The following is a 13518-nucleotide window of genomic DNA, read 5'->3' as shown; positions in this document are numbered from 1 at the left end:
GATCTCCTTCTTTAGATAATCCGAAGAAGCCATTTACTCCAGTGGTTGTAAAACCATTTTCATTTCTCGTATCAAAATTAAAAGATACTATATCTCCTTTATTTAATCCGCCTGGGGGAGTTATATATTTAATTACCCCCTCACTCTCTCTGAATGCGCCTGAAACAGACCACCCACAATCGGTAAAATAAATTACTTCTCCTTCTGGAATATCTGTTAATAAAAGAAAAGAAAAACCATCAGGATCAGTGGCGTTGTATTCTATAATTGCAATATCACCGGGGTTGAGTAATGCCAATACTCTATCAGGTATTGCGAAGCCAATAATTATTATTGACCAAAACAAAAATCTTGTTTTCATAGTATAGCTTGGTTGAAATCCCGAATGTAATACTCAACATATTACAAACCAAATAATTAATATTACCGATGAAATTTATGCTTTCATTATAAATAATTAGACAACCAAGAAACTGGAAACATTTTCTTTATTTTATTATATTTGAAATATCTATCAAACCATGAGTTTTAGTATATGAAAAGGAGTTTATTTACCTCAGCATGTCTGTTATTCTATATATTCTTTGCCAATGAAGGATTTGCACAATGCACACTTGAACCTTATACAATTGTAAATCAGTGCCCTGGCCAACAACCTCAGGTAAAAATAAATGCTACACCTACGGCCAATACCGACTTCTTCTGGTTCGATTTGACTCCTACTGTGAATGACACACTTAAACTCGGTAATGGTTATGATATGACGTACCCTGCACCATTAGGTGCGTCAGAAACTTTTTATTTCCAAAAGCAAGTTAAAAATTCGGGTGGCCCAGTTGCTCCGACAAATGTTGGAAGTATGGGAGGCGCGAATGATAATACAACCCCTTTTTCATTACCCTATACCACAACAACTGATTTCAAACTAAACTCATTGACTGTAGCGGTTAAATTGTATAGTGCTTGTAGTGCGACCGATGAGTTTAGTTTTAAAGTAGCTGCTGGTGGTAGTTATTCTCAATGGTATTATGCTAAATGTTCCGAATTGAAACCAACAAGTGATAATACTATCTTCCTTGTAACAATTCCTGTGATGAAAACAGCCTCAGAACAAGGAATTACGGCAGGTGCAGGATCTGGAACAATAAGAGTAATTACAACGGATGGAACAGAAAAAACTGGAAGCAAACAAGTTAGCGGTTTTGAATGGTTTAATAATGCTGCGCCTATATCACCTACTTATACTATAGGAGGGACTACTACTTTAAATTATGGAACTGCAGCTAAGACTATATCTGGCCAAACGAATAAAGTACCAGGTATTTTTGATTTAAACATTACAACCCTTTGTCCTACAGAAACAGTTACAATTACTCCTAATTCAGCAGGTTGCTGTGTACCTGCCAATGTAAACCAACCCTCTGTCAAGAGTAGTACAGGTTCCAATATTGTTACTTCAATTCCACCCAATATTACATTGTCTACACCACTGCAGACTGGATTTTACTACAAATGGTATAAAGATGGCCTTCCTTTGGGAGCATCTTTTGAAGGCGCGGGAAAGAACTCCATAACAGTTTCAGCATTTGGGAAATATACTGTAGAGGTGGCAGAAAGCAGTACCCATATCTCCAAAACAAGTTGTATAAAAAGCGACCAAATGTGGATTCAAAAAAGAATATTATTTGCTGAGGCTGATAAAACCTCCCCTGTTTGTCTTGGCGAGACTGTAAACCTGCTTGCAAAGGGTGCTACAGGTCCAGTTAACTGGGGACCACCGGGAACTAATCTTAGCAGTACAACTTCTCCTACTCCTACATTCAGCCCTACCGCTACCGGAACTTACAAGATTCCTGTTGTAGGAGAGGTTCCGGTGGGAAACCAAATTATAAACGGTGATTTTGAATTGGGGAATGTTCAGGTAAATCCAAGCACTTATTACATATATAAAGATCCATCCGGAGCTACTTCAATTACAGTAAATTACGCTATCGGATACCCGGCACGAAAAGGTCTTACGATAGGCGTGGGAAACTACACGATAAATAATTACGTCTTTTGGCCAGGTTTTCAGGCATGGTTGCCAATTGAAGACCACACTACAGGTACAGGAAAGTTTTTGTATGTTGATTCCAAAGAAGGACCTATACCTGGCCAAAACAAATACCTTTGGAGTCAGGATGTGATAGTAGAACCAAACACAAACTATGAATTTGCTGCCTGGGTTACCAATTTTAATGCTGAAGGCGACATAAATTATGTTATTCCTCCTGGAGTAACAGGAATAAATAATAATGCAACCAATGTTGCAAATAATCCATTGCCTCAAATAATGCTATATATTAACGATGTTCCTGCATTTGCATCTACTCCTGTCTTAAGTGCAACTGTCGGTTTATGGCAAAAAATCAGTACTGTCTGGAATTCAGGACCTAACAGTGGAAGTGTCAAACTTAAACTTTCAGAAATATACCAGGGAAGTGCAACAGGAGGACATGATTTTGCTCTAGACGACATATCATTCGGGGCTCCAGGCACTCAGAAAGATACAATTACTATCACAATCAAGGACTGTTTTGATATATCTGCAACAGTAAGTGCTTGTAGCGGAGATTCGGTAACGTTAAATGCAACGACAAACGGAATATTCCAGTACTGGAGAAATACAACGTTGGGCACACCCGGAACTACTAATGCTATTAAGAGCCCAACAAATATTATCACAAAGGCAAAATCGGAAACTGCCAAAAGTACACAGTTTACAGCTTCTGCGAAATTCATTTTCAGCAACCAAATTGTAAATGGTGATTTTTCTCAGGGAAATACAGGTTTTTCAACAACCTATACTGCTGCCAATGCAACTTCAGCAATGAATCCGGGTAATTATGCTGTAGGACCAGTACCAACTACTTCTCCTGTATTTTACAAGAGCGTCAACGACCATACTACCGGTACAGCAACCCCGAATTATTTTATGGGTGATTCAAGGTATGATGCCACTAGAACAGTAGCATACAGAGCTTCTGTAAATGTAACAAATGGAACGGAATTTGGATTTTCAGGATGGTTCACTAATGCGTTAAATGAATTCACAAAGGCAAGCCCGGATACTTCAGCCAGTGCCATTTATCCTAATGGGGCAAAAACTACAAAACTTGCCTTATATATAAACAATCAATTCGTAAAATACATACAATTGCCTCTTGATAACAATTGGCATAATGTAACAGCTACATGGACTGCAAATACAACAGGACCTGTTAATCTCGAATTGAGAAGTGTAAACCAACCGGCCAATAACCTTCCTAATGCTTTTGCAATGGATGACCTAAGTTTTGGAGCTGTCTATTCTGTGACTAAGACAGTTGATGTGAACAGTGTAAACTGTGTGTTACCAGTGCAACTTCTGAACTTCAATGTGTCGGAGAACAAAGGAGTTGCAATATTAACATGGCAGACAATCTCAGAAAAAGATGCTTCATACTTTATTATTCAGACATCATCAGATGGTACAGACTTTGAAGATATAGGAAAAGTAAATGCAAGTGGAAATTCTTCTATCCTCCTTTCATATTCCTTTACTGATATCCAATCACCTTCAGGTATTGTATATTACAGGTTAAAACAAGTGGACTATAACGGGGATTTCTACTTCTCTCCTGTAAGAAGCATTAATCATCATTCTGATAATTCCCTTAAAATATATCCAAATCCAACTGATAACAGTTTCAATATCCAGTTCAATAATCCTTCCGACAACCGAGGTTTATTAAAGGTTTATTCTATCTCAGGATTATTAATTGAAGGTGGAATATCGATCTCCGGAAACGGTAAATTAACATTTGGAGAATCATTACCTAATGGTGTTTATATTCTGGAGCTAACTATAGGAGATATTATAGAACGATATAAATTAATTAAAAACAGATAAAAGTATCTTAAATAAAAAAACCGGTTTTAAAACCGGTTTTTTTATTATAAACCATATTAAAATTCAAGCTTAGAAAGCTTTATTTATATTCAACTCTGCAAGGATCTTTTTCATGACTATTGCTAGTATTTTTTATCACAAATCCTCCAAATTTATCCCTCTGAAGATGCATAATAGCAAGGCTTTCAAAGAATTTTAATCAATCCATCCTTCTTCCTTTCAATAACATTAGCTTCCGAATTTTATAATAATTCAATAACCAACAATTGACAATTCTTTTCCTAATTTCAAAATCCTTGATCATAATTTTGAGCATTACTTAATCCACTTAATCTCACATTATGAAAAAAACATTTATCGCACTCTCAATGGCACTTATGTTTACCAGCTTTGCCTCGAAAGCACAGGTAGCAACAAACATGGTACTTGATATTGAAAACGGGTCTACAGGATCATCTCCATCTTCTATTGTTAACATTAATGGAACAGTATATTTCATGGTGAACAACAATACTGAATTATGGAAAAGTAACGGAACTCCAAATGGGACCGTTATGTTAAAAAATGGATTTGCCCCAACTATTGATGCTCCTAAACTAGTGAACTTTAAGGGTACTTTGCTTTTCACTGCAGCTACAAGTGACAAAGGTATTGAGCTTTGGAAAAGTAACGGAACCAAAAACGGTACTGTTCTTTTGAAAGATATCAACGCAGGTGTTGCTTCCTCTGAACCAACAGACATAAAAGTAATAAACAACCTGGTTTATTTTTCTGCATACAAAAGCGCTATCAGCCGCGAATTATGGATTACAGATGGTACTACAAATGGCACTAAACTTTTGAAAGACATCAATGAAGGTTCAGGATCTTCAAGACCTACAGCATTTACACTAATAGGTGATAAAGTATATTTCAAAGCTACAACAAAAGACCAAGGAACTGAGCTTTGGAAAACAGACGGAACGAATGCAGGAACAATGCTGGTAAGCGATATCAATCCAGGTGCTGGATCTTCTAATCCTTCAGTTTTAAAGTTCTCATTTGGAGATTTATATTTTACTGCAAATGATGGAACTCACGGAACTGAGCTTTGGAAAATGGATGCTATTACTGAAGCTACATCCTTAGTAATAGATATTAATCCAGGTGGAGCCTCTTCAGATCCTGCATATTTCGTTAAACTTAACCAAGTAATGTACTTCCGAGCCAATGATGGTGTAAATGGATCTGAGCTTTGGAAAACAAATGGTAATGCTGCAGGAACATTATTAGTAAAAGACATCAATCCCGGAAATGCTTCATCAACACCTGATCAGATGAAAGTATGGGGTGATACAATTTACTTTAGAGCTACCACTTCAGATTTTGGAACAGAACTTTGGAAATCAAATGGTACAAATGCAGGAACGACTTTGCTAAAAGATATCAATCCTGGTACAGCTTCAAGCACTCCTTCTTTTTTAACTATCTTTAATGATGCATTATATTTCAGAGCCGAGACTGCAGCTCAAGGTGCTGAAATATGGATTACCAATGGAAATACAGAAGGTACTTCACTTCTTGAAGATATCAGTCAAGGTACAGGTTCATCAAACCCTCAAGATTTTGTTGTATCTAACGATGATCTATTCTTCTCTGCAACTAATCCAGATTTCGGAAGAGAGCTATGGAGTGTTAAAATATTATCTTCTGCAAGAACTTTAGCTAATACCACCACTCCTGTTGAAACAATGAACGCAGTGTTGGCTCCAAACATTTTAAATAATGGCAGTGAAGTTAATATTATCTTCAACGGAGATGCTTCTGCTGCTACAGTAGAAATTATGGACGTTACAGGTAATACGGTAAATTCATTCGAGGCAACATCTGGAACATTCCAGTTTACTGGTAACAATCTTAACAGTGGATTGTATGTTTATCAGATTAAAACTAATGGAAATATAATTGGAAAAGGTAAGCTTGTAATTGCACAATAAACCTTTCGGTAGTACTTAATTGTAACAGGGCACGTTCTGAAACAGGTGGTAAATGATACAAAAAAAGAGGATACTATAACCACTCCGATTCAGAAGTAATTTAACATTTACCTTCAGGACTACCTGTTACATTTATTAATTATCAAGAAATAATTAAGCTTTAAATTCCTTTACTTTTGAATTGAAATATTTTATTCCAAAAATTATAATCAATACAAAAAATAAGCCTGCTGCAATAGGCAAGCTATAACTTAAAATAATAATACTAACAAATGATATCAATAAAGCTATCCATGCAAACGTTGTAGATTTTGTTTTATTAAAATCATTATGAGTATAATTTAAATTAAATTCAACACACCTTCCTTCCATAGTTGCATGAGAATTACTTTCTCCTAAAGATCGTAGCCTTAAAAGGCTTAGACTGATTGCGAAATACATACTCACTGCTCCTAATACTGATAACTCAATAAGAAATGAAGTCTGACTTCCCCAAACTGCGATCAGACAAATACTATAGATTAATACGGTTGCTAAAAGACGCTTTTGTTTATCCGTTAATGAAGTTCTCTTAAAAAAGTGTTCCAGTTGTATGGTTGCTGCAAGCAATACACCTTGAAGAGAAGCAATCAAACCGAATAAGCCTATAAATGTAAAAACCTTTACTAGTCCTGAATTGGCCGGGAGTATCATTGAAAGCGACGCTGGCATGGGATGACTATCTTTACTTATTATAGACCATGCTTCATCAGACCAGCCTACTCCTGTCCCAGCCAGGAGAAGGATTAAAACTGCAAAAACAAGTAAGGTCCAGAAAGAAGCAAAATACCCCAATGAAATATGCTTCCTGAAATTATCTTTACGAACTTTACTTGTAAACAAAGAAAGGCCCTCTATCGCCAAAAACATCCATATAGCAAAGGGTAATGCCCTGCTCATAGAAAGTAGATCTGCACTTCCATAATTATTTTTTATCAGATTAGAAATATTAAAATACGGAACAACACCCACCTGATATATCATTAACTCAACTAAAGCAAGCATTGTAAGAATAATTGCAAAAAGCACACTGAGATTTAAATCAAAAAGATTTATTAAACAGAAGATTGTTAGGAAGCAGGTAGCGATGTAAGGGGAGTAATCAAGGTTATTATTCAAAAATCCTAAATACTCTCCTATTGAATTTGCAATTGCAGGAGTAGCGAATAAAAACTCTATAAGCAAGGCCAGTGAGATGAACTCTCCCCAGGATTTTCCAAAAGCATTTTTAACATATATATGTGGTCCAGCGGCCAGAGGATAAACGCAGGCAAATTCAACCAGACAATTTACCAAGGCATAATACATAAGGGCCGAAATAAAGAACGGAATAAAAAAGGTAAAAGGACCGGTATAACTCCATCCGATATTCCATCCAAATGATTCTCCTGATATTACTAGACTAACGCCAATTGCCCAAAGAGAAAAAGCTCCAATCTTACCATTTCCCAAAGATTCTTTATTGACAGCTCTCCCCATAATAACATTCAGTGATTATATTTATTTTTCAATCTGATTTTGCATTAATTATCAATGTTCAACAAACAACTTTTCAATAGAAGTATAGTTCAGTTGAATATTGGTAATGTATGCTATATACAACCCTGAAGGCCAATCAGAAGTTGCTATTGAAGATGAAGCCCCATAAAACATTTTCTTTCCAGAACTGTCAAAAACTGATATTTGGTACTTATTGTCTTCTAAAATCAGTAAATTATTGATCGGACCAGAGATTATATTTTTATTGTTTTTATTTGCTAATAAGCCAGTCAATAGGTCTGAAAGACTTATTTTAAAAAGACTTGCAGATAATACAGAAGAGGTTTCATTGCTTAAGTAATAATAATTTCCACTGTAGCATATCCCTTCAATCTGAATACCACTAGCATTATTAATGGTAATTCTCTGCAACAAGTCCGCGTTGCCGTTATCAAAATATACTTTGCACAAAAAGTCCTCTGAAAATGTATAACCTGCCAATATCAGATTTTTATCACTGGGGTTGAATGTTGCACAAGTAACAAGTCCGTTTACATTTATGCTATCTGTCTTAATAGCCTGGTAATTGCCGGGCAGAGAAGGTAGCTTGTAAATATTTGTTTTGAAATTTCCCCAATTTTTAGTGAATACATAAATATTACTTTCTGCAACAATAAATGATTCCGCATCAAAATTGGTTGAATAAAGCGAGGGTAAAAATGTCTTCTGATCATTATAAGAAAAACTGATTGTATCTGCAAGTAGGTTTTCTGAAGATAATAATTGTTCTCTGGAAACCCTGTAAATCCTTAAGTTTTTACGATCGCCCTTATTGTTTCCAAAATCACCAATGTAAATAAAGTTATCGTCTGAACTTAGATCTTCCCAATCAACATTAGAAGCATTAGCCACCACTATTTTTCTCTTCACAGCTCCTGAAGCTGTATCAAGTTCATATAACTCTGCTTTATTTCCGGAATCATTGTGCGTAAATATTCTTCCATTTATATACAAAAGCCCAGAAGTTTCTGAGACCCCTTGCCCTAGGGACGTTATCTTGGTTAATGAAATTGTTTGTGCTTTAAGATGGTTTACTGATAACGCAAACAATACAACTAATGCTAAATAAAAAATGCCGAAGTTTCTCATAATCCTAAGATAATGATTTCTCCGGCAAATAAATATATAAACTGAACAATTACAGGAAATCGGGATTCCTGGAAATTTTATAATACTTCTGCCCTTGACGTTCTTTATTTAATATAAAAAAGAGTTGGAAAAATGCAGGACAATTAACAAAAACCCATCATTGATTCTGATTCAATCTCACTTGATAAATCTATAGCTCAGTAGACTATGATTTTCTTTACATATACTGAGTTAGTTGTATAAAACCTTGCAAAGTATATTCCACTTTCAACACCCTCTATTGAAACCTCTGAAGGACTTGATGAATCGAGCATCTGAATTATTTTTCCAGTTGCATCTGATATTTCCATATGCTCGAAAGACTTTGATAAAAATCTCACAAAGAACTTACCATTATTAGGATTGGGAAATATCTGCCATTGAGGAACATTGTTTTCAATTTGAATAACAGAGCTGAACATAAACATACCATTGACATCAACCTGTTTAACTCTGTAATAATATGCATACTCATTAAGTTCAATATCTGAAAAATAATATTCACTTATTGAAGATGTATTACCGCTGCCTTTTACTACTCCTACAAGTTCAAACTCCCTGCCGTTGATGCTCCTCTCAATTATAAAACGATCGTTGTTTATTTCATTTAAGGTAGACCAGGAAAGAACGTTTCTTCCATTTTCATGTTGTCCCTCAAATGACAGGAAGGTAACTGGCAGTATACTGAAAGAGTAGCTTATCTCATAAATCTCCTGACAATTGCCGGAGGTTGCGTAATCACGAACAGCATAAAATTTAAGGCCTGCAGACGATGCATCAAAAATTTCTCCTGACTTTAATCTGTTATAAAACTCATCCCTTAAATCATAATCCGTAATATCTGCAGCATTCACACCCGCATTGATTAAGGCCAGTCTCAAATGTTTGATGACTTCTTCACTCATATATTCTGATGCATCAAACGGACCAAGTTTCTTAACCAGTGAATTACCAAGCTGCGTATCGAATATCAACACTTTGGTTTCTGAACCTATCCCACAGTCATTTGCATTGCTTTTGCTTTGCAATACACCAGAACTTATTGTTTTATAATCAATATAAGCTGTATTGGTGATAGACCTTTTACACTGTACATCCCATAGATTTAAATCCGAAGTATAGTCTTTAACACGTACCTTAAAGCTTATATCTATTGAGTCACCGGCTTTAATACTTTGGCTTACTGAAATCCTCAATCTATTATCTGCAGAAGACAATAAACTTATTCCAGCAGGGCTTGTTGCTACACCACTCACGTAAGACTTTGACAATAGAGATCCTGCAATAAAGTCAGTGGCTATATCAAGTGTATCATAAATAATGTCCCCACCTAAAGACTTATCATTACCTTCATTCTTGATTCGTAACAGGTAGGTGATATCAGTGCTCAAAGCTGTTGAATTTTTGTCGGCTGATTTAGCCATTGTGAGTTTTGGTTGCAAACGCTCAATTGCAATATAGGCAAGGAAAGGATTGGTACCTCCCTGGGGACCTGCATTGACTGTAAGAGTAGCCTGGGTGGCACCAGGGGCCACTGCTCCATCCGGAAGTTTGATATGATGAGCATCTAAACCTAATGTATTGGGGTTTGATGGCAATCTTATTATTTCATTTCCATTCTTCCCGTTCTTTTCACTGTAACTGCTGATATGAGAACTTGATATGCCATCATACACAGACGCCCAAGTAGCGTCAAACAACGGTTTATTACACCCATCTTTATTGTCAGAACCACTACTATTCGCCGGATATCCGTTATCAGTCCATAGTCTATACAATGGCTGATCTGTTTTATATGGGTTGATTTCAAAATTAGCGCCTCCATTGTTCGTCTTAAATCCCAATCCTTCCGGAGCCACCTTTCCAATCTGTGCTGCAAGATTTTCACCGTCGAGAACAGCAAATCCAACATAAGATTTAAAATTGTTTGTTGCAGGTGCTTGCAAGCCAGACAAAACAAAGTCCTGAGAATTGCCTTTGTCTACGCTTTGTAATCCATCCCATAATGATATTAATCTCGGTGGGCTTAATGGTGACCTGAAAACAACAGTCAACACCCATCCACTGCAAGAACCTCCTTCACTTTCATTCGGATAAGACTGAATGTTTCCCACCCAAAACTGTCCACTCCCCACACCCTGAACAAGATTGGTAACATCCGCTACACATAAGTATCTTTTCGCGTCTATTCTCACATTTGCTGCAGGAGCTGTAACATTTACGTAATTCCCTCCTGGCATTTTGAATTTAACTGTAGGATAAGCCGACGAGTTAGTGATAAATACATTTCCGGATCCGTTATAACTTTTAGTAGGAGTATATAGTGTTATATCATCATTAGTTCCTTTCAAACTGCCCGTCCAGTAAAGGTAAGCTGCTTCAATCTCTGAGCAAGGAGACATTTCTAGTTCGGCCATTGAAGAGCTAAAGGTGGTGAGATCATTATCGTAATCAGCATAAGTCATGCTCACAAACACGTCTGGTAATTTAGAAGGACTTCCATATCTCACAGAACATGAGGAATTGGGACTTTGAGTTGGCAATCCAACAGTACAAGGACTGTTTACATCAGGACATTGAGCAGCTTGCTTTGTAAGGTCAGATAACTTAACAAAGGGACTACCTCCTTTATATGCATTGTTAATATTCAACTCCTTACCGGACATAAGCATTGTCGAATGCTTTATAACACTGTCGGCCTTTAATTTGCTTAATGCTGCCTGAGTAGGATCCAGATATACAGGTTCCAGATTAGGAGCAGCTATCATTTTTATATCATATGGGCCATCCCAGGTTTTCCTTTGAATGAATGGAAACTGTGAATAGGCATTAAACTGAACAATGACACTTAATACCAAAGTCAGAGTCAAAGACAATAAAGAATTACCTGTCAAAATCCTTTTCATAAATATGCGGTTGTATTTAAAAGTTAGTCCTTTGTACATTCCATTATAAATCAACAGAATGCACTCTAACACTCAATAAATACAATCCTGATTTTTGCAGGTAACGAATTTTAAAAAAATAATCAGAAAAAATTAATTTGAATGAAGAGCATATGAGATTAACATATACTCTTCATTTAATTATCCAATATTATCCAAAATATCGATATCTTCCTTGGATAGTTTTATAGATACCGCTTTATAATTTTCTTCAAGGTGTTTGACTTTCGAAGTTCCCGGTATCAGCAATATGTTCTGAGAATGATGCAGCAACCAAGCCAGAGCTATCTGGTGAGCACTTGCACTATATTTAGCTCCAATTTTATTTAAGAGCTCTAAAGCATTGACATTACCGGCATTCAGCGGATACCAGGGGATAAAAGCAATGTTATTTTGTTCACAATATCTTAGTTCATCTTCCCACTTGCGATTGTCTACACTGTATTTGTTTTGAACTGAAACAACCTTTACGTGTTGCTGAGCTTTTTTTATTTCATCAATATTCACTTCAGACAAACCAATATACCTGATTAATCCTTCTTTCTGAGCATTCTTTAGAAAACTCAAACTATCTTCAAAAGGCACAGAGGGATCAATTCTGTGAAGCTGATATAAATCTATTCTATTAAGCTTTAACCGCTTCAAACTCCCTTCTAATGCTCTTTTCAGGTGATCCGGATGAGAATTAACCGGCCATTGATTAGGACCAGTTCTGGTTAAACCTCCTTTGGTACCTATAATTAAATCTTTGGGATAAGGGTGCAATGCTTCTGCAATTAACTCTTCAGATACATTTGGGCCATAACTATCTGCAGTATCTATAAAATTGATACCTAATTCAATAGATTTCTTCAAAACCTTTATTGCTTCATTTTTATCAGCTGGAGGTCCCCATATTCCCTCACCGGTAATCCTCATAGCACCGAAGCCCATCCTGTTAACAGTCAGATCTCCGCCTATGGTGAAAGTTGAATTTGAATTTGAAGTCATATTTTTATTTATTTCAATTAAGTTCTTTTATATGCAGTAACCTTATTCAATAAAGATTATTAAATTTTCAAACCAACAAAAAACTATCCATCAGGTTTGAAATTATTATAAAATAAAATGTGTGAAATATCTCCTGATAGCATTGCTGGTCTTAGTTTGGGAGTTGCTTTTAATTCCTGAGAATTTATCTGCACAGCAGCTATCGAAAGATTCCCTCAATAAACTTATAGATCAGGCCCCATCTTTCACAATTTATAAGGAGAATTATTTAATAAGTGGAGTACCGTTTAATGAAAAGCCATCCAAATATAATTCTGACATCAAGTTTCAAATAAGTTTTAAGCAGAGGCTTACCAAAACTATTCTTCCATTTAAATCCTATTTATTTCTTATTTACACTCAAAAGACATTCTGGGAGGTTTTTAGGAAATCAAGTCCTTTTGGGGACTCAAATTATAATCCAGGCTTCGGATTAGGAAAGTTTCTCTTTAAAGATAACATTCAATATGCTCTAGTATCAATCTCTGCAGAGCATGAATCCAATGGAAAAGACAGTATTTATTCAAGAAGCTGGAATTTCATTTCATTAAATTATATGATGTTCTTTAAAAACAAAAGACTATGGATTAGAACATGGTATCCATTTGGATACGGAGACAATGCAAGTCTTTTGGACTATATCGGTTATGGTGAACTAAGTTTCTACTGGAATTTAAAACAACAAAGATTAAAACTCAATATTATAGCAAGGAAAGGAGCCTCAACTGATTTAAAAAAAGGTAGTATTCAAATAGGCCTCTTTTATAGGCTATTTAAATTTTCCAACCAATATTTATACCTTCAGATATATGAAGGGTATGCGGAAAACCTTCTTTACTATAATGAACTAACCAGTAAAATCCGATTGGGATGGGCTATTACTCCATCTAAATTAATCATTGATTGATCGCTTTCATGTTATGAAAAAAAC

At 35.8% G+C, this 13518-nt stretch carries 7 protein-coding genes and 1 pseudogene; 3 read left to right on the top strand and 5 right to left on the bottom strand.

All coding sequences use genetic code 11. The features are described from left to right. Positions 1-361 (bottom strand): annotated as a pseudogene (locus J7604_RS09345) (hypothetical protein); the annotation flags it as partial. A gap of 174 nt (positions 362-535) precedes the next feature. Between J7604_RS09345 and J7604_RS09340 the strand changes: the two are divergent. After that, entirely contained in the window at positions 536-3931 is a 3396-nt protein-coding gene (locus J7604_RS09340; protein WP_293894581.1) for a T9SS type A sorting domain-containing protein, read from the top strand. A gap of 341 nt (positions 3932-4272) precedes the next feature. After that, positions 4273-5907, top strand: a complete 1635-nt coding sequence (locus tag J7604_RS09335) for an ELWxxDGT repeat protein (RefSeq protein ID WP_293894578.1) — start codon at positions 4273-4275, stop codon at positions 5905-5907. Positions 5908-6060: 153 nt separating this feature from the next. Here J7604_RS09335 and J7604_RS09330 read toward each other — a convergent pair whose 3' ends face one another. The 4 genes from J7604_RS09330 to J7604_RS09315 form a co-directional block, all read right to left on the bottom strand. Next, the gene (locus J7604_RS09330) at positions 6061-7425 is read right to left on the bottom strand and encodes an amino acid permease (protein ID WP_293894575.1); all 1365 of its coding nucleotides are present in this window, start codon (positions 7423-7425) and stop codon (positions 6061-6063) included. Between the two features lie 51 nt (positions 7426-7476). Further along, complete coding sequence (locus tag J7604_RS09325) at positions 7477-8574, bottom strand: hypothetical protein (protein WP_293894572.1); 1098 nt, start codon at positions 8572-8574, stop codon at positions 7477-7479. A 197-nt stretch (positions 8575-8771) separates the two neighbouring features. Further along, positions 8772-11519, bottom strand: coding sequence for a T9SS type A sorting domain-containing protein (locus J7604_RS09320; RefSeq protein WP_293894569.1), 2748 nt, complete (start codon positions 11517-11519; stop codon positions 8772-8774). 180 nt (positions 11520-11699) lie between these two features. Continuing rightward, entirely contained in the window at positions 11700-12548 is an 849-nt protein-coding gene (locus J7604_RS09315) for an aldo/keto reductase (RefSeq protein ID WP_293894566.1), read from the bottom strand. A 121-nt stretch (positions 12549-12669) separates the two neighbouring features. Here J7604_RS09315 and J7604_RS09310 point away from each other — a divergent pair, with 121 nt between their 5' ends. Beyond that, complete coding sequence (locus tag J7604_RS09310; protein ID WP_293894563.1) at positions 12670-13494, top strand: phospholipase A; 825 nt, start codon at positions 12670-12672, stop codon at positions 13492-13494. The last annotated feature ends 24 nt before the right edge of the window (positions 13495-13518 follow it).

The sequence above is a fragment of the Sporocytophaga sp. genome (assembly GCF_017745095.1).
Taxonomy (GTDB): domain Bacteria; phylum Bacteroidota; class Bacteroidia; order Cytophagales; family Cytophagaceae; genus Sporocytophaga.
The sequence above is the reverse complement of the archived record's forward strand: the minus strand, read 5'-3'. Positions and strand labels throughout refer to the sequence as shown.